The sequence below is a fragment of the Mesorhizobium sp. M7A.F.Ca.US.014.04.1.1 genome, assembly GCF_003998745.1.
Classification (GTDB): Bacteria; Pseudomonadota; Alphaproteobacteria; order Rhizobiales; family Rhizobiaceae; genus Mesorhizobium; species Mesorhizobium ciceri.
Genome location: NZ_RZRW01000016.1, coordinates 1 through 25,286, shown reverse-complemented (window position 1 = coordinate 25,286; position 25,286 = coordinate 1). Strand labels below are relative to the sequence as shown.

General features: G+C 61.1%; 24 protein-coding genes. 20 read left to right on the top strand and 4 right to left on the bottom strand.

Annotated features, from left to right (window positions below):
- The 8 genes from EOA22_RS02270 to EOA22_RS02235 form a co-directional block, all read left to right on the top strand.
- Positions 1 to 596 (top strand): glucuronate isomerase (locus tag EOA22_RS02270; protein ID WP_164755191.1); only part of this gene is annotated, 596 nt, incomplete at its 5' end.
- 33 nt (positions 597 to 629) lie between these two features.
- Positions 630 to 1,607 (top strand): TRAP transporter substrate-binding protein, encoded by a 978-nt coding sequence (locus tag EOA22_RS02265; RefSeq protein ID WP_024504231.1) that lies wholly within the window; start codon positions 630 to 632, stop codon positions 1,605 to 1,607.
- Between the two features lie 59 nt (positions 1,608 to 1,666).
- Positions 1,667 to 2,194, top strand: a complete 528-nt coding sequence (locus tag EOA22_RS02260) for a TRAP transporter small permease (protein ID WP_013529043.1) — start codon at positions 1,667 to 1,669, stop codon at positions 2,192 to 2,194.
- Complete coding sequence (locus EOA22_RS02255; protein ID WP_013529044.1) at positions 2,195 to 3,475, top strand: TRAP transporter large permease; 1,281 nt, start codon at positions 2,195 to 2,197, stop codon at positions 3,473 to 3,475. It begins immediately after the preceding gene.
- A 104-nt stretch (positions 3,476 to 3,579) separates the two neighbouring features.
- Positions 3,580 to 4,353 (top strand): FadR/GntR family transcriptional regulator, encoded by a 774-nt coding sequence (locus EOA22_RS02250; RefSeq protein WP_063169450.1) that lies wholly within the window; start codon positions 3,580 to 3,582, stop codon positions 4,351 to 4,353.
- A gap of 22 nt (positions 4,354 to 4,375) precedes the next feature.
- Complete coding sequence (gene kduI, locus EOA22_RS02245) at positions 4,376 to 5,227, top strand: 5-dehydro-4-deoxy-D-glucuronate isomerase (protein WP_063169449.1); 852 nt, start codon at positions 4,376 to 4,378, stop codon at positions 5,225 to 5,227.
- Entirely contained in the window at positions 5,224 to 5,982 is a 759-nt protein-coding gene (gene kduD / locus EOA22_RS02240) for a 2-dehydro-3-deoxy-D-gluconate 5-dehydrogenase KduD (protein WP_063169448.1), read from the top strand. Before kduI ends, kduD begins: the two co-directional genes overlap by 4 nt.
- 66 nt (positions 5,983 to 6,048) lie before the next feature.
- Entirely contained in the window at positions 6,049 to 6,384 is a 336-nt protein-coding gene (locus EOA22_RS02235) for a cupin domain-containing protein (RefSeq protein ID WP_063169447.1), read from the top strand.
- A gap of 271 nt (positions 6,385 to 6,655) precedes the next feature.
- Here EOA22_RS02235 and EOA22_RS02230 read toward each other — a convergent pair whose 3' ends face one another.
- Positions 6,656 to 8,077, bottom strand: coding sequence for a coniferyl aldehyde dehydrogenase (locus tag EOA22_RS02230; protein ID WP_063169446.1), 1,422 nt, complete (start codon positions 8,075 to 8,077; stop codon positions 6,656 to 6,658).
- A 448-nt stretch (positions 8,078 to 8,525) separates the two neighbouring features.
- Between EOA22_RS02230 and EOA22_RS02225 the strand changes: the two genes are divergently transcribed.
- Both EOA22_RS02225 and recQ read left to right on the top strand, forming a co-directional pair.
- The gene (locus EOA22_RS02225; protein WP_244514242.1) at positions 8,526 to 9,188 is read left to right on the top strand and encodes a sulfotransferase; all 663 of its coding nucleotides are present in this window, start codon (positions 8,526 to 8,528) and stop codon (positions 9,186 to 9,188) included.
- Positions 9,188 to 11,029, top strand: a complete 1,842-nt coding sequence (gene recQ, locus EOA22_RS02220) for a DNA helicase RecQ (protein WP_063169445.1) — start codon at positions 9,188 to 9,190, stop codon at positions 11,027 to 11,029. Before EOA22_RS02225 ends, recQ begins: the two co-directional genes overlap by 1 nt.
- A gap of 276 nt (positions 11,030 to 11,305) precedes the next feature.
- Here recQ and EOA22_RS02215 read toward each other — a convergent pair whose 3' ends face one another.
- Positions 11,306 to 12,202, bottom strand: coding sequence for a LysR family transcriptional regulator (locus EOA22_RS02215; protein WP_063169444.1), 897 nt, complete (start codon positions 12,200 to 12,202; stop codon positions 11,306 to 11,308).
- A gap of 277 nt (positions 12,203 to 12,479) precedes the next feature.
- Here EOA22_RS02215 and EOA22_RS02210 point away from each other — a divergent pair, with 277 nt between their 5' ends.
- Complete coding sequence (locus tag EOA22_RS02210) at positions 12,480 to 13,214, top strand: SDR family oxidoreductase (protein ID WP_063169443.1); 735 nt, start codon at positions 12,480 to 12,482, stop codon at positions 13,212 to 13,214.
- A gap of 74 nt (positions 13,215 to 13,288) precedes the next feature.
- Complete coding sequence (locus tag EOA22_RS02205) at positions 13,289 to 13,888, top strand: NADPH-dependent F420 reductase (protein ID WP_013529054.1); 600 nt, start codon at positions 13,289 to 13,291, stop codon at positions 13,886 to 13,888.
- Between the two features lie 93 nt (positions 13,889 to 13,981).
- Here EOA22_RS02205 and EOA22_RS02200 read toward each other — a convergent pair whose 3' ends face one another.
- Both EOA22_RS02200 and EOA22_RS02195 read right to left on the bottom strand, forming a co-directional pair.
- On the bottom strand, positions 13,982 to 14,263 hold the full coding sequence (locus EOA22_RS02200) for a hypothetical protein (protein WP_063169442.1): 282 nt from the start codon (positions 14,261 to 14,263) through the stop codon (positions 13,982 to 13,984).
- Between the two features lie 341 nt (positions 14,264 to 14,604).
- Positions 14,605 to 15,891 carry a sensor histidine kinase gene (locus EOA22_RS02195; protein WP_245478583.1) on the bottom strand — a complete coding sequence of 429 codons (1,287 nt, stop codon included), beginning with the start codon at positions 15,889 to 15,891 and terminating at the stop codon, positions 14,605 to 14,607.
- A gap of 201 nt (positions 15,892 to 16,092) precedes the next feature.
- Between EOA22_RS02195 and EOA22_RS02190 the strand changes: the two genes are divergently transcribed.
- The 8 genes from EOA22_RS02190 to EOA22_RS02155 all read left to right on the top strand — a co-directional run bounded on the left by EOA22_RS02190 (position 16,093) and on the right by EOA22_RS02155 (position 24,252).
- Entirely contained in the window at positions 16,093 to 16,806 is a 714-nt protein-coding gene (locus EOA22_RS02190) for a response regulator transcription factor (RefSeq protein ID WP_063169440.1), read from the top strand.
- A gap of 283 nt (positions 16,807 to 17,089) precedes the next feature.
- Positions 17,090 to 18,517, top strand: coding sequence for a collagen-like protein (locus tag EOA22_RS38565; RefSeq protein WP_127224171.1), 1,428 nt, complete (start codon positions 17,090 to 17,092; stop codon positions 18,515 to 18,517).
- An 85-nt stretch (positions 18,518 to 18,602) separates the two neighbouring features.
- Positions 18,603 to 19,403, top strand: a complete 801-nt coding sequence (locus tag EOA22_RS02180) for a DUF6065 family protein (protein ID WP_063170393.1) — start codon at positions 18,603 to 18,605, stop codon at positions 19,401 to 19,403.
- Entirely contained in the window at positions 19,384 to 20,118 is a 735-nt protein-coding gene (locus EOA22_RS02175) for a L,D-transpeptidase (protein WP_082826592.1), read from the top strand. Before EOA22_RS02180 ends, EOA22_RS02175 begins: the two co-directional genes overlap by 20 nt.
- A gap of 430 nt (positions 20,119 to 20,548) precedes the next feature.
- On the top strand, positions 20,549 to 20,965 hold the full coding sequence (locus EOA22_RS02170; RefSeq protein WP_244514240.1) for a hypothetical protein: 417 nt from the start codon (positions 20,549 to 20,551) through the stop codon (positions 20,963 to 20,965).
- A 71-nt stretch (positions 20,966 to 21,036) separates the two neighbouring features.
- A complete protein-coding gene (locus tag EOA22_RS02165) occupies positions 21,037 to 21,639 on the top strand; it encodes a DUF3011 domain-containing protein (RefSeq protein WP_013529061.1) in 603 nt (200 codons plus the stop codon).
- A 991-nt stretch (positions 21,640 to 22,630) separates the two neighbouring features.
- Entirely contained in the window at positions 22,631 to 23,587 is a 957-nt protein-coding gene (locus EOA22_RS02160; protein ID WP_063169437.1) for a DUF1403 family protein, read from the top strand.
- A 2-nt stretch (positions 23,588 to 23,589) separates the two neighbouring features.
- A complete protein-coding gene (locus EOA22_RS02155) occupies positions 23,590 to 24,252 on the top strand; it encodes an SMC-Scp complex subunit ScpB (RefSeq protein ID WP_063169436.1) in 663 nt (220 codons plus the stop codon).
- Positions 24,253 to 25,286 lie beyond the last annotated feature (1,034 nt).

Genomic DNA, 25,286 nt, shown 5'->3' with positions numbered 1-25,286 from the left:
GCCGTAGCTCCGACGACGAGAGCGAAAGGACACTGTTACGCGCCCAGATGCTGACCGAGATGGCCAAGATGAGCCTCGACGACGGGCTGGTGCTGCAGATCCATCCCGGCTCCTGGCGCAATCATTCGTCGGCTGTTTTCCAAAAATTCGGCCGCGACAAGGGTTTCGATATCCCGACCCGGACCGACTATGTGACGGCGCTGAAGCCACTGCTCGACTGCGTCGGACTTGAGCGCGACCTCACAATCGTTCTCTTCACGCTCGACGAAACAAGCTATGCGCGCGAACTGGCGCCACTCGCCGGTGTCTACCCGGCGCTGAAGCTCGGGCCGGCCTGGTGGTTCCACGACAGCCCGGAAGGCATGCGGCGCTTCCGCGAGATGACCACCGAGACCGCCGGCTTCTACAACACCGTCGGCTTCAACGACGACACCCGTGCCTTTCCCTCGATCCCGGCGCGCCACGATGTGGCGCGGCGGGTCGACTGCGCGTTCCTGGCGCGTCTCGTCGCCGAGCATCGGCTGCGCGAGGACGAGGCGCATGAGCTGGCGCGGGAGCTTGCCTATACACTTGCGAAAAAGGCCTACCGGCTCTGAGCCGGGCGTTTTGGTTTTCATAGGGAGGAAGTCATGTTGCATCTTTCGAAATTGACGGCAGTTACATTCGTTTTCGGCTCGTTGCTGGTCGGCATCGCCAACGCCGAAACCGTGCTGCGGTCGTCCGATACCCATCCCGACGGCTATCCAACCGTCGAAGCGGTCAAATATATGGGCGAGCTGATCAAGCAGCGCACCAATGGCCGCTATTCGGTCGAGGTCTATCATTCGGCGCAGCTCGGCGAGGAGAAGGACACGATCGAGCAGACGCAGACCGGCGTCATCGATCTCAACCGCGTCTCGATGGGGCCGTTCAACGGCATCGTTCCGCAAACCGCGGTGCCGTCGCTGCCCTACATGTTCCGCTCCGTCGAGCATATGCGCCATGTCATGGACGGGCCGATCGGGGACGAGATCCTGAAAGCCTTTGAGACTCACGACCTTGTCGGTCTCGCCTTCTACGATTCCGGGGCACGCTCCTTCTACAACACCAAGAAGGACATCACCTCGATGGCCGACATGAAGGGCATGAAGTTCCGCGTCATCCAGTCCGACGTGTTCGTCGACATGGTCAATGCGTTGGGCGCCAACGCCACGCCGATGGCCTATGGCGAGGTCTATTCGGCTTTGCAGACAGGCGTCATCGACGGCGCCGAGAACAACTGGCCGAGCTTCGAATCCGCCAAGCATTTCGAGGTCGCCAAGCATTACACGCTCGACCAGCACCAGATCGTGCCCGAGGTTCTGGTGATGTCGAAGGCGAGCTGGGACAAGCTCGCCCCGGAAGACCAGGCGATCGTGCGGCAGGCGGCCAAGGACAGCGTCGTCAAGATGCGTGAATTGTGGGACGCGCAGGAGAAGAAGTCGCGCGACATCGTCGAGAAAGCCGGCGTCAAGGTCAGTGAGATCGACAAGCAGCCGCTGATCGATGCGATGAAGCCGGTCTACGAGAAATATCTCTCGACCCCCGAGTTGAAAGATCTCGCCGCGCGCATCCAGGCGACCAAATAATCCGTTCGCGGCAATGGTGGCGCGAGCTTGCGCGCCACCGTCCAGTGGGAAGCGCGCATATGAAACCATTCTGGCTGGCAATAGAACGGCTGCTGTCACGGCTGGCGAGGCTTGCGCTGTGGGTCAGCGGCATCGGCCTGACGCTGATGACGGTGATCATCTTCTGGCAGGTGTTCTCACGCTATGTGCTCAACAGTTCGCCAAGCTGGACGGAACCCTTCTCGGTGATTTTGATGGGGTGGTTCATCTTTTTGGGCGCGGCCGTCGGTGTCCGCGAACGCACGCATCTGGGCTTCGATGTGCTGCTCTATTTCCTGCCGCCCGCCGCAAAGGCGGTACTGCGCAGCATTTCGGATGTCGTCGTGCTCGCCTTCGGTCTCGGCATGATCGTCTACGGCGCCCAGCTCACCCGGCTGACATGGAACACGGTGATGCCGTCTCTCGCTTTCCCGGGCGGCGTCAGTTTCCTGCCGGTCATCCTGGGCGGCGCGCTTGTCTGCCTGTTTTCGCTCGAGCGGCTTGCCGGGCGGTTTGCCGGACTGCCGGTCGATGCCGATCAGTACGCCACGGGCGAGGAGGGTCTCTAGATGGCATTGACGGTTCTGTTCGGCACCTTCGTCTTTCTTCTGATCATCGGCACACCGATCGCCTTCTGCCTCGGTGTCGCCAGCTTCGCCACGGTTCTGGTGCTGGGGCTGCCGCCGCTGGTGGTGTTCCAGCGCCTCAACTCCGGTGTCAGCGTGTTTTCGCTGATGGCCATCCCGTTCTTCATCTTCGCCGGTGACCTGATGGTGCGCGGCGGCATTGCCGCTCGCCTTGTTGCGCTCGCCGGGGCGTTGGTCGGCCACCTGAGAGGCGGGCTCGGCCAGGTCAACATCGCCGCCTCGACCATGTTCGGCGGCATTTCCGGCTCGGCGGTGGCCGATGCCTCGGCGGTCGGCGGGCTGATGATCCCGCAGATGAAGGCGCGCGGCTACGGCGTCGATTATGCTGTCAACATCACTTCGGTCGGCGCCATCATTGCGCTGCTGATACCGCCTTCGCACAACATGATCATCTATTCGATTTCGGCCGGCGGCCGGATCTCGATCGCTGATCTGTTCACCGCCGGCATCATACCGGGCCTGCTGCTGGCGCTATCTCTGATGGTCACGGCCTATTGGGTCGCCAGCCGCCGCGCCTATCCGACCGAGCCGTTCGCCGGCTTCGGCAGGGCGCTGCAATTGCTCGTTGCCGCAATTCCCGGGCTGATCCTGATCGGCATCATCTTCGGCGGCGTTCGCTCCGGCGTCTTCACCGCCACCGAAAGCTCCTGCATCGCCATCGTCTATGCTTTCCTGGTGACCCTGCTGATCTATCGCTCCATGAGCTGGAACGACTTCGTCACCGCGACCACCGCTGCCGTGCGCACAACCGCAATGGTGCTGATGATCATCGGCTGCGCCGCCGCCTTTGGCTGGCTGCTGGCCTATCTCCGGGTGCCGGCCGCTCTGGTCGCCTTCCTGCAGTCCGTATCCGACAACAAGCTGGTCATCTTGCTGTTGATCAACGTCGTGCTTCTCATCCTCGGCACGTTCATGGACATGTCGCCGCTGATCATCATCACCACGCCGATCTTCCTGCCGGTGGTCATGGCCTACGGCGTCGATCCGGTGCATTTCGGCGTGATCCTCATTCTCAATCTCGGCATCGGCTTGTGCACACCGCCGGTGGGGGCAGTGCTGTTCGTCAGCTGTGCGATCGGCCGGATCCCGATCTGGACGGCGATGCGTTCGATCTGGCCATTCTATGGGGCGGCTTTCGCTGTGTTGATGCTTGTCACCTACGTGCCGGAAATTTCGTTGTGGTTGCCGCACCTGTTCCACTAGAGCAGTTCACGGGAACGGCGAACTGCTCTAACCCTTTGTTTTGACGCAATTCCGGACGGAAACCGTTTCACATTTTTCCTGGAATTGCTTTAGGAGACCATCACGTGTCCGCTGCATCCGCCGATCTCAGGGTCGAGAGAAAACCCAAGCTGTCGGAGACCGTCGTTGCGGCGATCCGCAAGCAGCTGCAGGCGGGCGAAATCCTGCCTGGCCACAAATTGCCGACCGAGGGCCAGCTGACCGAGACCTTCGGCGTCAGCCGCACCGTCATCCGCGAGGCGCTGGCCAAGCTTGCCGCCGACGGCCTGGTCGAGTCGCGTCAAGGCGCCGGCGTCTTCGTCACCGAGCATATCTCGACGATGTTCGGAGCGCTTGCCGCCGACATGGGAGCCAAGGATTCGATCGCGCTCAACGTGCTCGAGGTACGCTTGGCAATCGAGATCGAGTCGGCCGGGATCGCCGCTATTCGCCGCAACGCCGCGCAGGAGGCGGCGATCCAGGAAGCCTTCTTCGAATTCGAGCGGCTGCTGCTTGCCAGCGAGCCGACCGGCCCGGCCGACCTCGCCTTCCACCGCGCCATCGCCAGCGCGACCAACAACCCGTTCTATGTCGAGATGCTCGACGTGCTCGGCCGGCGCGCCATTCCGTGCGACGTGACCTCGCCCTGGTCGACCGAACTGGCGCAATCCGACAACTACCAGCGCGGGCTGCAGCGCGAACATCTGGTGATCCTCAATGCGATCACATCGGGCGATGCCGAAGCGGCGCGCGAGGCAATGCGCGCGCACCTCACAGCCAGCCAGCAGCGCTACCGCGAACGCCTGCATGCGCGGCAGGCTTTCTATGCCAGTTCGGTCAGGGCCGCCGCCGGCGAATGACCCATTTCAAGTCAGGACGAAAATGAGCCAGAGCCATACCGATTACACATCCCGCTTTGCCATAGACCCGGTTGCCGCCGCGGCGATGGGAACCGATGAACTCCGTCACAATTTCCACATTGACGGCCTGTTCCAGTCCGGCCGCATCAGCCTGACCTACACCCACTACGACCGCATGATCGTCGGCGGCGCCGTGCCGATAGGCTCGCCGCTCCAACTGGAGGCGATCAAGCCGACCGGCACCAAAGGTTTCCTCGACCGGCGCGAGTTGATCGCCGTCAACATCGGTGGCGTGGGCGTCATCACGACCGGCGGCCAACCTCATGAATTGCAGGCGCGCGACATGCTCTATCTCGGCATGGGCACACAGGATGTGTCCTTCGCCTCAGCGGATGAGGGGGCGCCGGCGAAGTTCTATCTGCTCAGTGCGCCGGCGCATCTGGCTCATCCCAGCCGGCTGATCCGCCTCAGTGACGCCAAGCGCCTCGATCTCGGCAGCAAGGATGCCTGCAACGAGCGTTCGATCTTCCAGTTCATCCATGCCGATGGCGCAAAGACCTGCCAGCTGGTGGTCGGCATGACCCAGCTGGCGCCGGGCTCTATCTGGAACACCATGCCTTGCCATGTGCATGACCGGCGCATGGAGGCCTATCTCTATTTCGACCTGGCCGAGACGGCGCGCGTCTTCCACTTCATGGGCGAGCCGGACGAAACGCGCCATATCGTCATGGCCAACGAAGAGGCCGTGCTGTCGCCGGGTTGGTCGATCCACTCCGGCGCCGGCACTTCCAATTATGCGTTCATCTGGGCGATGGCCGGCGACAATGTCGACTACACCGATGTCGACCCGGTGGCGTTGGGCGATCTGCGGTGAGCGACCCCTTCAGCCTTGCCGGAAAACGTATCCTGGTCACCGGCGCCAACACCGGCATCGGCCAGGGCATCGCCGTATCGATCGCACGCGCCGGCGGCACGGTGATCGGCGTCGGTCGCTCGTCGATGGACGATACGGCCAGAAAGATCGCAACGATGGGCGGGCAATTCGAGGCGGTGAGCGCCGATCTTGCCGACACGTCAGCCGCCGGCCCCTTGCTCGACCGCGTCTGGGACGAAAGCGGCCCGCTCGACGGGCTGGTCAACAATGCCGGCATCATCCGGCGCGCCGATGCCGTCGATCTCAGCGAGGCCGATTGGGACGACGTCATGGACGTCAATCTGAAGACGGTTTTTTTGCTCTGCCAAAGCTTTGCCAGGCGTGCCTTGGCCGCTGAGCGGAAAGGCAAGATCGTCAACATTGCCTCCGTGCTGAGCTTTCAGGGCGGCATTCGCGTGGCGTCCTACACCGCCTCGAAGCATGGCGTGCTCGGCATCACCCGGCTGCTTGCCTGCGAATGGGCGCAAAAAGGCATCAACGTCAACGCTGTCGCGCCAGGCTATATCGAAACCAACAACACGCAGGCGCTGCGCGCCGATCCCGACCGCAGCGCCGCTATCCTGGCGCGCATCCCGGCCGGCCGCTGGGGCGAGGCGGGCGACATTGGCGATGCCGCCGTCTTCCTGCTGGCGCCGGCGTCGAACTACATGCATGGCGCGGTGGTGCCGGTGGATGGTGGCTGGCTGGCACGCTAGGTTTTGACGCAATTCCGAACGGAAACCGTTTCACACTTTTCCTGGAATTGCTCTGAGGAGACGACGATGACCGCAAAGATCTTCGCGCATGCCGGCGAGGGCGCCTGGACGGCGACACCGGACGGCAACAGGCGCCGCATTCTCCTGCACACTGACGAGTTGATGCTGGTCGAATTCGGCTTCGACAAGGGTGGCGTCGGCGCCCTGCATTCGCACCCGCACGTCCAGGCAAGTTACGTCGCCGAGGGCCGCTTCGAGGTGACCATCGACGGCCGGAGCGAGATCGTTGGGACGGGCGGGAGTTTCATCGTGCCGTCGGGCCTGGTGCACGGGGTCAAGGCGCTCGAAGCGGGGCGGCTGGTCGACAGCTTTGCGCCGCACCGGGCCGATTTCCTCGGCTAGAGCATTTCACCGTTTCACGGAAACGGCGAGCTGCTCTAACTCTTTGTTTTGACGCAATTCTAGACGGAAAACCGCTTCACACTTTTCCTGGAATTGCTCTAACGAGGGGTAAGAGATCGAGCGGGAATGACCCGCACCCCAGAAAGAGGCGCGGGTCTGTTGCCTGGGCGCTTGTGGCGCCGCGGTACTCAAGACATCACCGCAGGATGAGGACCCTGCCGCACCGTGGTGAAGATAGTCTTAATGCACCGGGGCTGCGTAGCTCGGTCGGTCAGGTGATGTGCCGCAGGAGGCTGAAAAGCCGTTCGAACGTCTTGCCGTAGGGCGGGCGCAGCAGGCTTCCCGCGCTCAGCCGCGACTGCATGAAAACCCGTTTCTCCTTGCTGAAGGTGCGAAATCCCCATTCGCCGTGATAGGCGCCCATGCCGCTGGCGCCGACGCCGCCGAAGGGCTGGTTTTCCTGTACCAGATGCAGCATGCAGTCGTTGACGGTGACGCCGCCGGCAATTGTCTCGCGCAGGATGCGTTGACGGTTGCCGCTGTCGCGGCCGAACCAGTAGAGTGCCAGCGGGCGGTCGGCCCCGTTCACATGGGCGATCGCCTCGTCGATCCCGGTGTATTCTACGATGGGCAGCACCGGCCCAAAGATCTCTTCGCGCATCAGCCGCAGGTTTGCGCCGGCATTGCGGACCAGGGTCGGCAGCAACTTCCCGCTATTGGCGTCAAGTTCCTCGCCGGCCGGGTTGATTTCGGTGACATCGGCGCCGGCGTCACGCGCTTCAGTGACCATGTCGCGCAGGCGCTGGTGGTGCCGATCGCTGATGATGGCGGTATAGTCGGGGTTGTCGCGTAGAGTCGGGTAGAGCTTAGCGATCGCCGTTGCGAGCCTGGCAGCGACCGTGCCTGCTTGCCCCTTCGGCACCAGAAGGTAATCCGGCGCGATACAGGTCTGCCCGGCATTCAACAGCTTGCCGTAGGCAATGCTCGATACTGCCGCGTCGAGGTCGCATGACGGATCGAAGATTGCCGGCGACTTGCCGCCGAGTTCGAGCGTGACCGGGGTCAGGTTGGCGGCCGCGGCGATCGCGACCTGGCGTCCGACCGCGGTCGAGCCGGTGAACAGCAAATGATCGAAAGGCATCGATACGAAGGCCTTTCCCATCTCCGCGTCGCCGCTGATGACGCTGAGCTCATCGGGTGCGAAATGCTCGGCAACAAGTTTGGCCAGCAACGCCGAAAAAGCCGGCGTCAATTCGGAAGGTTTTATGAGCACGTGATTGCCGGCCGCGAGTGCCGCGATGACCGGCGCGACGGCGAGCTGGAAAGGATAATTCCAGGGCGACACGATGCCGATGACACCGAGCGGCTGCGGGATGAGGCGATTTCTGCCGGGCAGGAACGGCATGGTGGTGGCAACGCGGCGTTCGCGCATCCAGCCCCTGAGGTGCGACAGCGCGTGGCGGATGCCGGCACGTACGACGAACAGTTCCGCAAGACGCGTCTCATGCGCGGAACGGCCGCCAAAGTCGGTGTCGATGGCGGTGCAGATGTCGGCTTCATGCCGCTCGGTCAGCGCGAGCAGGCGTTTGAGGCGATCCTTGCGAACGTCAAAGTTGGGGAAAGGCTGCGCCTCGAAGGCGGCGCGCTGCAGGTGGAACCGCTCGCCGAGAACATTCTGTCTGGTCTGCAGCATCACGCCCTCCCTGGCTTGCCGGACGGAGCTTACATCGTGGTGCGTGGCGGAATCCAGCGGGGGTGCAGGTGTCCTAGGGGAAGCCGCTTTCGGATGTGCACGGCATCCGGCTGGCAGGCGCCGATGGCCGCATCAACGACAGGTTCCTGCAAAGGGGGCGTTGTGGTTGGATGACGGCTGCGCTACTCCAAAGCGTCACGCCAGAGAGTCGTCTTGACCGGTTTCCACATCCTCTCCAGTCTACGAAATTCCAGCCCGGTGTCCGCCTGATGCTGATGTCGGCGACGAGCATCTTGGCCATGGACCCCAAGCGGCGCGTTCCGCGCCGCGCGGCCCAGCGGAATTGCGGATGAAGGGCGCTCACAGGCTTGAGGCTGCGTTTGGAGCGGCTGCGCGAAGGGTTGTGCGGGAGTTTCTGCGGTTCGTGCCGCTGTCTCTGAGACAGCGCATGCAAAGACGCACATATGCACGCGCGACGCCCGCCAACAGAATTTTCATTTCGGGCTGCGCACGCAGCGGGACGACGCTGACACAGCGGCTGATGAGGTGTTTCGAGGACATTTTCGTCCATCCGCCCGAAGCGCGATACGCAATGCTGGACATGTTGGACCGGCCGGAATCGAACCTCGTCGTCAAGCGCGATGCGCGCGGTTTTGCGCATCTGGCGAAGCTACCGACCTCCATCGGCTTGATCTATTGCGCGCGCCATCCATTCGACACGCTGACAAGTTCGCATCCGCAAACACGCAACCAGCGTCGGTTCCACGTCACGCCGCAACGCTGGCTGACCGAATACGACGCGCTGATCCGGCTGAAGAAGGCACAACCGCACCGGCAGATCCTTTTCGTCCGCTACGAAGACATGATCGGCGCGCCCGATGCGCAGCAGGACAGAATCGCGCAGTCATTCGGACTGACACCGCGCATTCGTTTCAGCGAGGACCCGGACAATCCGATCCGGGTGGCTTCGTTGAGAAAATGGGAACGGAATGAAGAATTCAGGACCTATCTCGGCGGCCTGCCCCCGGCATTTCTCGCCCGCGTCCAGCGTTTCTGCGCCGAGTTCGGCTATGACATGCCAATAAGCACGCCGACCGTGGACGCGCGGTGATGCAGGCACCGGCGGCCCTCGCGACAGAAGAGCTGGATCCCAAGCGGCGCGTGCTGAAGGACGTGTTCGGCTTCGATGATTTTCGCCCCGGGCAGGCCGATGTCATGGACGCGTTGCTGGCCGGGCGTCATGTGCTGGCTGTCATGCCGACTGGTGCCGGCAAATCGCTCTGCTACCAGGTGCCGGCGCTTGTCCTGGGCGGGCTCACCATTGTCGTTTCGCCGCTGGTGGCGCTGATGCAGGATCAGGTCGCCGCCTTGCGGCTTGCCGGCGTGGCCGCCGATACGATCAATTCCTCGATCGACCGCGATGCCAATATTGCCGCATGGCGTCGCGTCGCCTCGGGCCAGACGCGCCTGCTCTATCTCGCGCCGGAGCGGTTGATGACCGAGCGCATGCTCGAGGCGCTGGCCAGGCTCGATATCAGCCTGATCGCCGTCGACGAGGCGCATTGTATCTCGCAATGGGGGCCGGCATTCCGGCGCGAATACGAGGACCTGTCGCGTCTGCGCGGCATCTTTCCCAGCGTGCCGATCATCGCGCTGACGGCAACGGCGGACGAAGGCACGCGCACCGACATCGAATCCCGGCTGTTTGCCGAGCGCGTCGAGACCCTGGTGCTGGGCTTCGACCGGCCGAACATCAAGCTTGCCATCGAGGCCAAGCAGGACAGCAAGCGCCAATTGCTGCGCTTCGTCGAGCGCCATCCCGGCCGCAGCGGCATCGTCTATTGCCTGTCGCGCAAGAAGACGGAGGAGATGGCGGCCTTCCTCGAGAAGAACGGCGTCACCGCGCTCGCTTATCACGCCGGCATGAGCAAGGAGGCGCGTGACGCCAACCAGAACAGCTTCATGACCTTGTCCGGCGTCGTCATGGTGGCGACCATCGCCTTCGGCATGGGCATCGACAAGCCTGACGTCGCCTATGTCTTCCACACCGACATGCCGGGCAGCCTGGAGGCCTACTACCAGGAGATAGGCCGCGCCGGCCGCGATGGGCGGGACGCCGAGGCGCATATGCTGTTCGGCCTGGGCGATATCCGCATGCGCAGGTTGTTCATCGACGACGAGGATGCGCCGCCCGAGCACAAGAGGCGCTCGCATGGCCGGCTCGACACGCTGATAGGCTATTGCGAGACGGCGCAGTGCCGCCGCCAGGTGCTGCTCGGCTATTTCGGCGAGGAAGCGCAGCCCTGCGGCAATTGCGACACCTGCCTCGACCAGGCACCGCGCGCCGATGGCGGAGCCGAGGCTCGGATCATCCTGACGGCGATCGCCCAGAGCGGTGAGCGTTTCGGTGCCGGTCATGTCATCGACATCCTGCTCGGCCATGAAACCGAGAAGGTGCTTGCCAGGAACCACCAGAGGCTCACGAGTTTCGGCAGTGGTCTGGCGCACAAGAAGGATTTCTGGCTATCGCTGATCCGGCAACTCGTCGCCGGCGGGTTCCTGATGCCGGATCCGGCCGGCCATGGCGGCCTCGCCATCGCCGAAAAGGGTCATGCGCTTGGCCGTGGCGAGGTGCCGTTCCATTATCGTGTCGAGGTACGCAGCCGCGCCTTGCGCGGCAAGATGCGCTCGGGGCAGGATCTCGGGCAGTCGGCTGTGGACACCGGGCTACTGGCCGCGCTCAAATCCTTGCGCCTGCGGCTCGCCAAGGAGCGCCAGGTGCCGGCCTATGTGGTGTTCTCGGATCGTACGCTGATCGACATGGCCGAGCGCCGCCCGCACGACCTCGACGCCTTCGCCGAAGTGAATGGGGTTGGGGCGGCAAAGCTCAAGGAATTCGGCCAGGTTTTTCTGAGTGCGATTGCCGAGCACCGGTCGGGTGAGGCGGCCTGAGGTCAGATCAGCGACTGGTCACGCGCCGTGAAGCAGAGGGATCTTCGGAGAAGGCATCCGTTCCGAAACCTCCTGTGCCGCCGCCGCCCATTCCTCCACCGCCCATGCCCCCCAGGGACCGATTAGTTCAACGTTTTCTGGCCGGCCGGTCGACAGATCAGGCCCAGACTGAGGCGTGCATCGACTTCATGGCCGAGCATTTGCAACCGCAATAGATGCCGCTGTCCGCTTGCAGGCACCTATCCACTGCAAGCGTCGCGGGCGACCCGCCGGGCGTCAGTCGCGCGATGTGGACAGTCCCGCGAGAAGCGGAGCGTAGGCGGCGAGCCTGCGGGATACGAACTCAGTGAAGAGCCGCACGCGCTTCGTCTTGCGTGTCTCCCCATGCGTGAGAAGCCAGAGCGTTCCGTACAGGTGCAGGTCGGTGCCCGGCACCCTCACCAGCAGGGGGTCGGCATCTCCGACGAAGCACGGCAGTGTCGTGATCCCGAGACCTTGCCGTACGGCAACGATCTGCGCCTCGGCGTCCGTGATCCTGAATGGAACTCCCGTGGTGCCAACCTCACCCGCGCTGGCCCACTCTGGAATTCCATGAACGCTTATGACGATCCACCGGATGGGATCAGGTGCGCCCGCACGCCACGCGGCCAGGCGATCGCGGGACATGTAGACGCCGCCAAACACCTCCGCTCCCTTCAGTCCGTGAAGATTGAGCGGCAGGTTTTTGCGGTCGTAGACGACGCGGATCGCCACGTCGGCCTCTCGGTTGGTCAGATTTGCCAGCTCGCCGGACGACAAGATTTCCATCTCGATGTCTGGATGCAGGTGCGCGAAATCGGCGAAGTCCGGCATGAGCAGGTGCGTCGCGAGGGGCGGTGCCAGCGTCACCCGCAGAAGTCCGCGTACGCTCTGGTCGCGCCCGAAGACGCGCGTCTCCAGCTGGTGCGACGACGCTTCCATCTGGTTCGCGAGCTCGAGGACCTCCTCGCCCGCAGCGGTCAGGCGGTAGCCCGAAGGCCGCTTTTCGAACATTTGCGCCCCGAGGCGTTCCTCAAGCTGTGCGATGCGTCGCAGCACGGTCGAGTGATTCACCCCGAGCTGCGCGCCGGCAGCCCGCACCGAGCCTCCGCGTGCGACGGCTAGAAAGTAGCGAACGTCATCCCAGTCGATCATGGTGCAATCCGGCACCGCGCGGTGCGCCTTCCAAAGCCCGTATCTAACACATCCTACAGCAGTAGGGGCGGGATATCGTGGCTTGTGTCGACAAGGGCGACGCTATTCCGAACGGCGGACACGGATCGTCGCGGGCTGGCGTCAATCCTGAAAGCGGATCGATTCTGCACCACCGATGTGCGCGCTTCCGCACTCACCGCGCGACCCCGGCGGGCCCATCTAGAGGTTCTCGGGGCGTCCCCGAACGACCAAAGACAGAGCCTGGAAGGATTAAGTCATGGGAAAACTGGATGGTAAGGTTGCGGTTATAACGGGTGGTGCCACCGGCATCGGCCTCGCCGCTGCAAAGCGCTTCATCGAGGAGGGCGCCTTCGTCTTCATCTTCGGCCGCCGGCAGGAAGCGCTAGACGCCGCTGTGGCCGAGCTCGGGCCCAATGCCCGCGCGGTGAAGGGCTCGGTCTCGGATGAGGCCGACCTCGATCGGCTCTACGCGGCGGTGAAGGCCGAGCGCGGAGCCCTCGACATCATCTTCGCCAACGCCGGGGTGGGAAGCCTGCTTCCGCTCGGCAAGCTCACCGCCGGGCACATTGACGAGACCTTCAACACCAATGTGAAGGGTACGATCTTCACGGTCCAGAAGGCGCTGCCGCTGATGGGCGAGGGCGGTTCGATTATCCTGACCGGATCGAGCGCCGGCACCACGGGCGCGCCCGCATTCAGCGTCTATAGCGCGAGCAAGGCGGCCGTGCGCAACCTCGCGCGGACCTGGGCGGAAGACTTGAAAGGCACCGGCATCCGGGTAAACGTGCTGTCGCCCGGGCCGACGGCGACCGAACTCGCGAAGGCAGCGATAGGCGAGGAGGGCTTGAAGGTCTTCGCCTCGATGAATCCGCTTCAGCGTATGGCCGATCCAGCGGAGATCGGGGCGGCGGCTGCGTTTCTCGCGTCGCCCGACAGCAGCTTCATGACTGCCAGCGAGGTCGCCGTCGACGGGGGCTTGGCGCAAATCTGACCCGCTACGCCCCGCCGTTCATTCCATTCGATATCCCGAGCCCGCAGGGCCTGGTAAACTGAAGGAGAGTATACATGAGCTACGCAATTATCGGCTTCGGCAAGATCGGCCAGGCTCTTGCCAAGGCATTTGCCCGCAAGGGCCTCGAAGTGTCCGTGGCAACCACGCGCGACCCGGAAAGCTTTGCATCCGACGCGGCCGCGATCGGACCCACGATCATCCCGAAAACACTGGCGGACGCCGTCAAGGCGGACATCATCTTTTTGGCTGTCCGCTTTGAATCGCACCCGGATGTCGCGAAGGCGCTGCCAAGCTGGGAAGGCAAGACGATCATCGACGCGACGAACGTGTTTCCAGTCCCCGAAGAGCTGGACGGTCTGCCGTCCTCCGCCTTCGTCGCGAAGGCGTTCACCGGCGCCAAGCTCGTCAAAGGCTTCAATCACCTGATTGCGGCCACCCTGGCTGCCGATCCGATCGTCGAGGGCGGGCACCGGGTCGTCTTTCTGTCGAGCGACGACGAGGACGCGATCGCTCCCGTGGCGGCCTTGGCCAGACAACTCGGGTTCGCACCGGTCAAGCTGGGGAAGCTCAACGAGGGCGGCACGCTGGTGCACGCACGCGGCCGCACTTGGGGCCAGCTGATCTTCCAGGACCTGTTCAAGAAGGAGCAGTAACGGATTTATCGTGCGCCGACAGAGTGGCAGGCGTTCGATGCCGGCCACATCGTCGGCAAAGAGCCAAGCGCGCGAAGTGACATGCTTGAAAGCTTACATCTGCCTGGGATCCTTCGGCCGACATGTGCCTGCCACCCAGGAATCGTAGTTGCAATAGCTGATGTCCCAGCCGGCATCGCGTCTTTTGAAAGTTGCCTCACGACCGCCCGCGCGGATGGGTCCGAAGCCACCCCAACTGCCATCCGAGCCTTTGTAATTTCCCATGACGCGATAATTGCAGTTGTTCACGACGACGTTGCCGTCCATCGACACGCATGCCGATGCAACAGTGGCAAGGCTGAAGAAAGCTGCGATGGCGAGAGAGGCTTTGCGCATCGTGGTCTCCTAACTGGGTTCGGCGAACCAACCGTTACGAGATCGTGGGCCGGGCCTCTTCCCCATTTGGGCTAAACCGGCTGGTAAATTCACGGCGGCATGGCTGCGCTTGCGGACAGAAGCGATGTGCGGAGATGCCGAATGGGCCTGCCCATCGCCGAAGCTTTACGGCCTCCGCGAAGGCCAGAGTGTCCCGGCTCGAGCGGCTCTATCGCCGCCTCTCTACCAGATCCGCAAGATTTGCCGGAGGTTAACGGTAGACAATGAGCGGCCGCAACTGTGTCTCTTTCCGGCCATTTTCTTCAGTCCTGGTTCGGCCCAAAGGCCATATGTCAGGGGGATCACTTTTCAGGGGCAGGCCAGTTCCGCTCGACGGGCAGTGAGAGGCGGAATGTCGACCCGTTGACGTCGCTGGCGGCCAGTATGAGACCGCCGCCATGCTGCCGGGCGATCTCGCGTGAAATGTAGAGCCCTAAACCGGAGCCGTTTACCAGTTGGCCCGCGGCGCGATAGTACCTCATGAATATGAACTCGTGGTCGTCGGGCGCTACGCCAGAGCCCTGATCCGCCACGTGTACAAACGCCACGCCCTGCTCAGTCGACAGCCGGATCGTCACAGAGCTGGTCACCGATGAGTATTTCAGGGCGTTCTGGATCAGATTTTGTATCACAATCTCCAGCAGGTTGCGGTCACCTTTCACAATCACTTCATCGCCGTGAGTGAAGCTAACACGTCCGGCCGCAGCATCATCCAATCCCGCTTCGGCGGCGCGCAAAACCTCATTCAGGTCGAACATCTTGATCCTGGGAAGAGTTTCGTGCCCGCCATTGAGCCGGTCGAAGGCTAGGACGTTTTCAATCAGCGATGACATCCTTTTGACGGTCTGGCGGATCCTTGTGGTGCGCAACTTGATATTGTCGGCGCTTTCACCTGCAGAAGATGACAGATTGTCGGCGGCGGCAGAGATGACGGCCAACGGGCCGCGAAACTCATGAGATACCAAGGCCACAAAGTCCCGCTGCTGAGCCAGAGCATCGTTGGCGGTGTCCAGAGCCTGCCTGAGCTTGAGTTCAAGCAGGTGACGTCGATCCACTTCCACCATGAGCGAGGTGTTTCTTTCCCCAAGCTCAGCGGTCCTTTCGCGCACCTTGATAGTCAGCTCCTGCTCGGCCAAGCGCGACACTGCGATGACGCGGTCCTTTTCCTCGCTCAAGCTGCGCTCGGCAAGCCGCGTTCTCTTCGCGACGGCCGCGCTGAGCAACGCCAGGTGAATCACGGTCCCGCCGGCCAAGAATCTGGACAAAGAGCCATCCAGTTGGAACGGGTTGGCCCCAGTATACATCATCTGCATCACCAGCATGACAGAGATTACGCTCAAAAATGCAATCGCCGACAGCAGATATTGATACCGTCGCCGCACAATGAGCAGATAGAGCACCAGCAGCGAAATGAAGATGAGAGACAGCTGCTGCAGTCGCGATACGAAAAACCCGACGTCGCCGTAGCGTCCCACAATCGCAAAAGCCAAGGCGATGCCATTGAGCAGTACAACGCCCTGGGAGATGCGCCACGCCCAGATCAATTGGCGGTGAAAATCAAACAGTCTAGATAAAAATAATATCAGCACTATACTGTATAAGCAAACGATAATACCCCAAATGAGGTGTATGGTTTTCGGCTCTAGAGACCTCAGAATTTCGGATGCGTATCCCATGTGGAAGAGACTTATTAGCCCAGACTCTATGATAAACAAGACACACAAACAATATAGACAATGCGGCGAATAAATGAAATCGAATGGTATCAGATTGCTGCATGGGGTCCGTAGATGATCGGAGAAGGCTACAAGCATGGCGTTATCGTGATCTCCCCCCTTGTTTATCTTGTCGATGACGACAGGGATTTCCGCGAGGAGATGGTCTTCGGACTATCCAGATTGGGCCTGAACGTACATGGATTCCACAATGCTGCCGCCCTCTACCGAGCCTGTGCCGCCAAGCCGGCTGAAATCGTCATTCTCGACATTGGCCTGGAGGGCGAAGACGGCCTTTCCATAGCTACCCATTTGCGGGCCTTACAATCGGTCGGGATCGTCATGGCGACGGCCCGGAGTTCCATCGACGACCGGCTCAATGGTCTTGAAGCGGGCGCTGACGCTTACCTCGTCAAACCCATTGATGTTCGGGAGCTTGCTGCCACGGTGATGGCGGTCAATGAACGTCTCAACAGGCGCCGCGCCCCTTCGTCGTCTCCGGCCCCACGATGGGCCCTCGAGGAAGGCGGCTGGGTGCTTACCGACGGCATGGGCCATCGCCTTCGCTTGACCACCTCGGAACGGCACTTTTTGGAACGCTTGTTCAGTGAGCGTGGCAAGACCGTCGATCGCCGCGCGCTCGTCGAAGCCATGGGCGCAGACATCTATGACTTCAACTATGCCCACCTGGACACCATCGTGAGCCGGCTGCGTCGAAGAGCCAAGAAATCCGACATGCTTCTCCCCTTGCACGCAATTCGCGGGTCAGGCTTCGCCTTCCCCGATTAGAATGATCGTGCCGACCCTGTCCAGAGAGAAGATTGCCGATCTCATCAATTTGGAAGATGACAGGGAAGGAATTCGAGAAGCATCCTCAAGCGACTGACAGTAAGTGTAAGGATATGACAGTTACTGCGATTGTGAATAATCGCGAGATTAATTACTTCAAGGAAAGGGTTGGATAAATCCGCATTCGTTAGATGGCTCGCATTCTATGCATAATCGAATAGGAATGTATCGTGCGCATGGCGAGGTAGATAACGAGGGCGGCGGTGCGCAGAAGGGGTGCGGGATGCGGCAGCATAAGAGAATTTTATTTGCCAGTTGTTCTATTCTAACGTTCGCATCCATCTATGTCGCGATTACCCCCGCGCTAGCCGGGGCGCCAAGCAACGAACAACTCTATCAGATGATTTTGGACCTGCAGCGAAATCAGAAGCAGATGGCGCGCAAACTTGAGGCCGCCTACGCCGAGACTGCTCAGGTTAAAGAAGAACTGGCCACCCTCAGGGGTTCGGTGGCCCAGAGTCGCGAGATGGCTGCGCTATCCTCGGTTGAGAGGCGCATGTACCTGTCAAATCCGCAATCCGACACTCGTGCCGTTGCCGCGCCCAATGTGCGTGTCGGATTCGGCGCGGGAACCAACGGTAACGACCCGTATGCCTTTACCGACGGTTCCGTGGCGCTCCCGCTCGGTGAAAAATACGGCTTCCAGGTCGATGCGATTGGTGGCGTGACGCCAAACAGTAACTTCACAGGTGCCGCCGCGCATCTGTTCCGCCGTGATCCGAAAGTTGGGGCGCTGGGTCTGTATGGAAGCTACCTTCACGGCGGAGGTGGTTACGATGATGGTGGAGTTCTTGAAAACGGTTATGTCGAAGGCAAGCTCGGCGTTGAAGGCCAGTACTATCTGGGCCGGGTCACGCTTGAGGGACTTGCCGGTATAGAATGGAATTCACTTGAAGAGGACGTCAGCCCGTTCGCCGAAGGCAGGGTCGGGTACTATCCTACGGATAACTTCAAGGTTAATGGCGGCCTGCGTCATCGCGACGCCTTTGGTGGTAGAACGCAACTTGTTGGCGGCGCCGAGTACCTGACCGAGTTCGGAAGCGGGATAGCGACTTCTATCTACAGTGATTTCAGCTTCGATCTGACGAACAGCGACGTCTCCTCAAGCGGCGATTTTTCTGCGATGGCCGGTTTGAGATTCCACTTCGGCACCAATGGCGATCGAAGCGCCCCGAAGACAGTCTTCTGCAAGGATCCGGACCAGAATTTCGAGTGCGCGGTCACGGATGGTCAGAACGATTATTATGCCGACAAGCCAGGTCGTTCCTTGATTCAGCGTGATCGTGGCGACTTCCTTCCATCGCACATCGTAAAAGACGTTGGCAACTTGCCGACGCCTTCCACCAATGTTTGGGGACAGCCGGGGGCGCCTGGCGCACCCGGCGAGGCTGGTACGCCTGGAGTGCCCGGCGCGTCTGGACCTCCCGGCGCGCCCGGCGCGGAGGGACCTGGCGGACCTGCTGGGCCTGTCGGACTGCCCGGATCGGACGGGACACCTGGAGCGCCCGGCGATACCGGCGCGTCTGGACCTCCCGGCGCGCCCGGTGCGGAGGGACCTAGCGGACCTGCCGGACCTGCGGGACCGGAGGGACCTGCCGGACCGGTGGGGCCGGTGGGACCGGAGGGACCTACCGGACCGGCAGGCCCATAGTGCCTCCTTCTATCCTGGTCATGCCGCTACGGTTGGCGACGTGATCAGCAACTTAGAATCGAATCGTTTGAGGATAGCGGAGAGTATGACCGGCCCTCGTCTTGACTGCATGATCCAGGCTCCGAACCCGCCTGAGCTTGTCGCCGCGGAGGGGACGCGAGACTGGATGGATGCGACCGACCAGCATTTCGCCTACCGCTGCACGCCGCTTTCAATCGCCAATGCCAGCGGATGGGAATTGTTGAACCCCATAAATGTGACTGTTACTTGGAACGGATACAACACTACAAAAGACATCGCCTTCCATGTAAACGAACCGAACGTCACGCACCGATTCATCAGCTCGACCTTCGGGCACGGCATAGTAACCTTTCATCCGGGTTACGTGTTTCGCACCGAGCCGGGCTGGATGGTGTGGGCTCGCGGCTCTCCCAACCGGATGAAGGACGGAATCGCGCCGCTGGACGGCTTGGTGGAAACCAACTGGCTGCCGTTCAGTTTCACCATGAATTGGCGCTTCACCCGCCCTGGGTCTGTCACTTTTGCCAAGGGCGAGCCATTCTGTTTCATCACCATGATGCCAAGTGTCGCTATCGAGCAGGTGCAGCCGGTCATTCGTCCGATGGAGGACGATCCTGAGTTCCATAAAGAACATAAGGTTTGGAATAGCGAACGTCGACGGTTTTCGGCCGGCCTGCAGATGAACGACGAGCTTACCAAGGAGATGAAGTGGCAGAAGCACTATCTGCAGGGTGTTTCGCCGACGGGGAAATCGGTCGCGGATGACACTCACCGAGTAAAGCGAACTCTAAAGCGGCCGATCCACATCGACCAGTTGCGGGCCCAGGAAAAAGGTTCGCCAGTAGATGAAGCTAGCCAAGAGTAAGCGGCCTGTGCGCATTCCTCCAGTTGGATCGCTAGCATTTGGCCGTTCGATTAACGGGTCGGTTTCGAGCAGAGACGAAAGACCGGAATGCATCCGCCAGTTCGTGCGGTCGGGCTTTGTATTGGCGCTGGCGGCGCTCCTTGTCGGTTGCCTGGCGGATGGAAAAGGTAGCCCGAATACGGCTACAGAGTTAGTTCGCGTGAAAGCCGCTTACGCGAGGGAGCCGCATGAGGTCTTCATCGTCGATCGCAGCAAGTTTGACCAACGCTTTCTGCCTGTCGATGTGACGCCCCCGGAACGCTTGCCTGCCGGTACGGTGTTGATCGATACACGGCAGAGGTTCCTCTATCTATACCGCCTCAATGGGATGGCGCGGCGCTATGGTGTCGCCGTCGGGGCTAGCGGTTACAGTTGGTCGGGCATTGCCAGCGTAGGGCGTAAGGCGGAGTGGCCCGCATGGCATCCGACTGACGACATGCGTAACCAGTCGCCCGACCTGCCGCGCATGATCAGGCCCGGCACGCACAATCCGCTCGGCGCGCGAGCTCTCTATCTGTACAAGAACGGCGTGGATACGCTTTATCGTATCCACGGCACCTCAGAGCCCTGGACCATAGGAACTGAAGCGTCCTCAGGGTGCATTCGCATGCTCAACGAGGATGTGATCGAACTCTACAGTCTGGTGCCGAAGGGAGCAAAGGTCATCGTGAAGTGAAGCGAATTGAACAGGCACAGGCCAACGCTTGCTGTCGGATGCCGTTGGACAATACCCACGCCGGTGGCACAGGTGACGGCAGATTTCTGCTTCTATCCATATGGCGTCATAGAGGGAGAATTTAAGACATAGGCGTCGCTGCTCGTATCGATATCACTCGCGAATAAGGTTTTGGATACCTTAACCGTCATCTCTGTCCGTCATAATCGACGTTTAGGTATTCTTTTTTACACCTTTTGCGTGTATTGAAATAAAAAAATTCAATGGACGCGTCTATATGTCAGTTCTCGTCAGTGACGGCATGCCATTCGTCTTCCCGTTCGCCGTCGGCATCAGTCAGGGCGCGAACGTCCGAAGGACAAATCCAGGCTGATGGGTTGGCAATTGAACGGACCGAGTGAAAGGACCTATGATGAGGCGCTCTCTATTCATGCTGGTTTCCGCCGCGCTATTGAGTACCGCCGTTGCGGGTCCAGCGGCAGCGCAGACCGCCGCTGAAACAAACCAGACCCTTGACGCGCTGTTCGGCAGTCACACAACCTATCAGCAGTTCTTCGACAAGCTGCAGAAGGCTGTCAGTGCCGGCGACAAGCAGACCGTCGCGTCGATGATCGATTATCCCTTCCGCGCCCGGATCGGCGGCAAGGCGATCAAGATAAACGACGCCGCGCATTTCGTGACGGATTACGACAAGATCGTTACCGCCAAGGTCAAACAGACCGTCCTCAAGCAGACCTACCCGACGCTGTTCGCCAATTGGCAAGGCATCTCAATCGGTGATGGCGAGGTCTGGTTCTCCGGCGTCGGAGACGGCAACACCATCAAGATCACCGCGATCAACGACTGACACCTGGCGGAAGAAATTCCATTTCGATGACACCGACGCAACCGGTCGTTGACCACTCCGGAGGGGTTCACATGCTACGTTACATGTTCATTGCTTTGCTCGCGCTCGGCTCATCGTGGATGATCTCTGATGCCCGCGCACAATCGACCGTCGAATGCCAATCGAGGCACTATCAGTATGGCGAATGCTGGGCGGGCCCGCTGAGCAAGCCGCAACTCATTCATCAGACTTCTGGAAGTCCTTGTATTTTGAACCGGACCTGGGGCTACAATCCACGCAGCAAATATATTTGGGTCGCGCAAGGTTGCTCCGGAATTTTCGCCGATGTCGGCGGCTACCACCATGGACGTGGCGACAGCTTTGATCCCAATGCCCGCATGTATGACCATCGCGGTCATGACGTCGGCGCAGTGGTTGGCGGAGCTATTCTCGGCGCTCTGATCGAGGGGATGGCGGACGATCATCACAATCGACGGCACACGACGAGTAACTACCGCCCCGATAGCAGCTACAATGGTTGTCATGGCATGGGATGCAAGGTCGACAATCCTGACCAGGCAATCGATACCCGACCGCAATTTGACAGGCAGGGAGAGCCAAACTTTGATGTGCATGGCAACTACCAAGGATGCCATGGTGCAGGCTGCCTTGTCGACAATCCTGACGCGGAGTGAATTGAAGGACGAAGGAAGCCGGTCACGATTGTCAAAGCGGGGCTCTTAAATCTTTCCCGCAGCATCAATCTTGATCTTCATCCTGGCATCACCACGGCAGACTTCGTTCACCTGCTTCTTGGTTTCTCCTCGAAGCGGTGGAGGCAGCCGAACATGTTCTCTATCTCCTCCTGCATCGTGGCGGCGGCTGAGACGATAAGATCGAGGTTCTTATGATGTCGATCCATAGGGGCTTGTGCGGAAGCCTCTTTGTACCAAGAAATGCACCAAAAGAGAGCTGATATTCGGAAAAATCGTTGCGAATCAGGCCGTTATGGGAAATCGATGGCGGAGAGGGAGGGATTCCCTTTCACCTCTATGATACTGAAAATACTAGTCTTTTCGCGCTTTTTGTTACACAGTTTGTTACACAGCTACAACTACGATTTATAACCGCTCTAAGCTCGCAGCTTTTGGGCTCGCCTGCCCAATCCATCCGATCTGTCGAAACCGATGGCTTGTAGGACACTCCCGCGTGTGTACGTTGGGGCTTGGGTCAGAAGGTGACCCACAGCAAAGACGGGAGCGCCGCAGCGCAAAAGATCTCATCGGTCAAGGAACAGATAGTGAAGTAGCCTGTGACAATCGGCGCCAGCATCACCTCCAAAGCCGACCAGGAAAAACCCGCAAAAAACGTCGCCCTCAGATACCCCGTCGGCAATGAATATGGGACCGAAGTTGCGCGGCAGATCGGGCGTTAGATGCCTTCATGACATCTGAACCTGAGCAGGCTCCTACGCCGCGAGCCGGCACATTTCCGAACGGAGTTTCGTCCGGCTGCGCAAAAAGGTGCCCTGTCGAGACTTACTTGTTGGCCAAATGGCTTAGCAGGGACGAACTCGTGAAGAGATTGATAATGCAACACTATCAGTCGTTGTGCTGATCCGACAGGCTGTGCGTTTTGGCACGAAAATCATGGCGAAAAGCGCACCGGCACTTTACTCTCCAAATTATGATTCGCCTCGATCCCGCGACCGCCAGCTCCTCTGCGCCGCCCTCCGTTCCCGCGTGGGCGATCACAAGCGCCGGCGCGCCGAGTGACGGCGACGCCGCCTTCCGGGCCGGCGCCGCCCTGGGTGCCCTCGACACGCTCGCCCGCGCGCAGGCAGCCTGGGCCGGCGCTTGGCGGCAGCGGCTGGCGGTTCGCTGCGCCGCCTCCAGCATGCGGCTCGCCGGCCGCGCCGAGGATGCGGCCGCCTTGCGCGATGCCTGGCATTTGCGTCCCCTACGTGCTGACCCCGGTCCCGCAGGCGCCGTCTTTGGCGCCTGGCGGCAGTTGGCCAGGCAGCCGCCCGCCGCTACGCCCGGCCGGCTCGGGAAGATACTCGACCAGCTTGGCCTCCATTGGGACGGCGCCGCGCTCGCCGACCTTTGCACGCAGATCGAAAAACTCGGGGTATCCCAGCGGTCGGCGCCATTCGACGCCGCGGCGATCGCCGCTGAGGTCGTCGCCATGCGTCCCGATGCCGAAGTCTTTGGCTGGTGGCTCGCCGACCTGGTACTGGCGCAACGCCTGGGCTGGCCGCAGCCCCTGCCGCTCCTAATGGCGCAGGGTTTTGGACCATCTTTCCGCACCGAGGCCGGCGGTGGCCGGCGCATCCGGCCCGGGGACAAGAATTTTGAGCGGGCGGTTTGCATCGCGCTCGTCGCGGCCGCCGCGGACGCTTGTCGGTTGGCCGCCGAGCTGTCGCGCCGGGCCGAAAAACTCCTGGCGGTGGCGCCGAAACTGCGCGCCAAAGGCGCCGGCGACGTAATCTTTCTGCTGCTCAGTGAAGACGCCGTGTCCGGATCGCTGACGACGGACAATCTGTCGCGCTTTGCATCGCGACGGCTGTTCGAACGGCTGCAGCAACTGGAGGTCGTGCGCGAGCTCTCCGGCCGCCCCACATTCCGGCTGTTCGGGCTGTAGCGATGAGCGAAGCGTCCGCCCGCCGCAAGCCAAACGATCAGCCGGCGCTGCTCGACACCGAACTGGAACATCTGCCGCCGGAGCTGCGCTGGTGCGAATGGATGGCCCGCGTCGAAGCGGTGATCTTTGCGGCAAATGAACCGGTGACACGTAGTGTCCTCGCGCGGGTGGTGGGAAAAAACTGCAATATCGAGCTGATCATCGACGACATTCGCGCCGAACTCGCCGGCCGCCCTTACGAGCTGGTCGCGGTCGCCGGCGGCTGGCAGCACCGGACCAAAAAGGTTTTTGGCGACGCCATTCACGCAGCCTTCGGCACGGCAGCGGGCGAGGGAGCAAAAGAACTGTCGCAGGCGGAGGCGCTTGTCTTGATGTGCATTGCCTATTTCCAGCCGATCACCCGTGGCGAGCTGTCGAGCTTTTTCGGCAAGGAGGTGTCACGTGACCTGATCGGCGTGCTGCGCGCTGAGCAGCTGGTCGCCTCGGGGCCGCGCAGCCCGCAGCCGGGCGCGCCCTACACCTATGTGACGACCAAAACTTTTCTGTCGCAGTTCGGGCTCGACACGCTGCGCCAGCTGCCGGATTTCGAGGCGCTCGAGGACGCCGGGCTGCTGTCGAAGGAGAAGCTGCTGGATCATCCCAGGGTTTGCAGATATCGACGATGATGGCGCCAGCGCCGCGCTCGACGAATAGATGATCCCATCACGGCGGGACACACGCGATCTCGCCGCTCGTCACATAGAAGATTGCGCCACGCACGCCGTCTGGTCTCGCCGGCTGGGTCCTTCGCGTGACGGAAGGGAGGTGGCGGCACGCGTCCGCTTGTCGATGAAGGATAAGCGAACAGGCAATTGATCGAGCCTGGTCGCACATGTCGATCACCATTGAGAGCTCTCGAAGGGAGAAAGTTCAATTGAACCACGTCTACCTTGAGCTTCTCGCGACGATTGAGGCGTTAAGATCCAGCCCATCGGGGCGACCATTCAGACGCTGATGGACAAGGTTCGCGACCTTTCACAGACGATCAAAGCCCTGAAAGACGATCTCCACCAGACAGCCGGCTATGGCCTGCTAAGAACCTAGCCAGCCGGCGAGTGCCCATCCCGGCCATTGTCAGCGAGGCGGCCATCCCAACAAGATCGCCTTGCCGCCACCGCCAATGGCGGATGCTGACAGCAGCGCCATAAGAACGCCAACGTAGATGGGGAAGATCATCCTCGGGCTATTCGTCCTTCCAAATGACAGTCTTCCCCCGAAAATCCCAATGAAATTTGAGGTTGGCTTTCAGTACCTCGGTGGGGATCCTCGGCTCGATCGCTGTGTGGAGAGCGTTATACGTTTCTCGGCAGAAGCTCGGCGGCGGGACATTCAGCTTGTACCCCGACGGGTACCTAAAATCTTGCTGAGAATTCATCAGGTCAAGGTTGTTGGCAATCATCTTCACGTTCCCAATCGGCGGCATTCCTAGGGCCACTGCGGCTTCGTAAATGTCCTCGATCTTGTGACCGAAGCCGAGCCGGAGACCGCGTTTCGACACGCCCTTTGAAGCTAGATACGCTTTCAAGAGGAGTTCTAGGTGTGAGCTTTCGAGAGGTTGTCCATTCGGACCGGACCGAGGAGACTGGAGTTACCACGCTTCAGCATCCATCGGAGGGTCCGAATGAACATCCACAAGAATGCCCGTCTCACACCGCTGCGT

Coding starts and splice junctions, on each gene's coding strand:
- EOA22_RS02160 (WP_063169437.1), top strand. CDS start 22,631: ATGATTCGCCTCGATCCCGCGACCGCCAGCTCCTCTGCGCCGCCCTCC.
- EOA22_RS02210 (WP_063169443.1), top strand. CDS start 12,480: ATGGGAAAACTGGATGGTAAGGTTGCGGTTATAACGGGTGGTGCCACC.
- EOA22_RS02190 (WP_063169440.1), top strand. CDS start 16,093: ATGATCGGAGAAGGCTACAAGCATGGCGTTATCGTGATCTCCCCCCTT.
- EOA22_RS02165 (WP_013529061.1), top strand. CDS start 21,037: ATGCTACGTTACATGTTCATTGCTTTGCTCGCGCTCGGCTCATCGTGG.
- EOA22_RS02205 (WP_013529054.1), top strand. CDS start 13,289: ATGAGCTACGCAATTATCGGCTTCGGCAAGATCGGCCAGGCTCTTGCC.
- EOA22_RS02175 (WP_082826592.1), top strand. CDS start 19,384: ATGAAGCTAGCCAAGAGTAAGCGGCCTGTGCGCATTCCTCCAGTTGGA.
- EOA22_RS02215 (WP_063169444.1), bottom strand. CDS start 12,202: ATGATCGACTGGGATGACGTTCGCTACTTTCTAGCCGTCGCACGCGGA.
- EOA22_RS02155 (WP_063169436.1), top strand. CDS start 23,590: ATGAGCGAAGCGTCCGCCCGCCGCAAGCCAAACGATCAGCCGGCGCTG.
- EOA22_RS02235 (WP_063169447.1), top strand. CDS start 6,049: ATGACCGCAAAGATCTTCGCGCATGCCGGCGAGGGCGCCTGGACGGCG.
- EOA22_RS02265 (WP_024504231.1), top strand. CDS start 630: ATGTTGCATCTTTCGAAATTGACGGCAGTTACATTCGTTTTCGGCTCG.
- EOA22_RS02260 (WP_013529043.1), top strand. CDS start 1,667: ATGAAACCATTCTGGCTGGCAATAGAACGGCTGCTGTCACGGCTGGCG.
- kduI (WP_063169449.1), top strand. CDS start 4,376: ATGAGCCAGAGCCATACCGATTACACATCCCGCTTTGCCATAGACCCG.
- EOA22_RS02180 (WP_063170393.1), top strand. CDS start 18,603: ATGACCGGCCCTCGTCTTGACTGCATGATCCAGGCTCCGAACCCGCCT.
- EOA22_RS02225 (WP_244514242.1), top strand. CDS start 8,526: ATGCAAAGACGCACATATGCACGCGCGACGCCCGCCAACAGAATTTTC.
- EOA22_RS02230 (WP_063169446.1), bottom strand. CDS start 8,077: ATGCTGCAGACCAGACAGAATGTTCTCGGCGAGCGGTTCCACCTGCAG.
- EOA22_RS02170 (WP_244514240.1), top strand. CDS start 20,549: ATGCTGGTTTCCGCCGCGCTATTGAGTACCGCCGTTGCGGGTCCAGCG.
- EOA22_RS38565 (WP_127224171.1), top strand. CDS start 17,090: ATGCGGCAGCATAAGAGAATTTTATTTGCCAGTTGTTCTATTCTAACG.
- EOA22_RS02255 (WP_013529044.1), top strand. CDS start 2,195: ATGGCATTGACGGTTCTGTTCGGCACCTTCGTCTTTCTTCTGATCATC.
- EOA22_RS02200 (WP_063169442.1), bottom strand. CDS start 14,263: ATGCGCAAAGCCTCTCTCGCCATCGCAGCTTTCTTCAGCCTTGCCACT.
- recQ (WP_063169445.1), top strand. CDS start 9,188: ATGCAGGCACCGGCGGCCCTCGCGACAGAAGAGCTGGATCCCAAGCGG.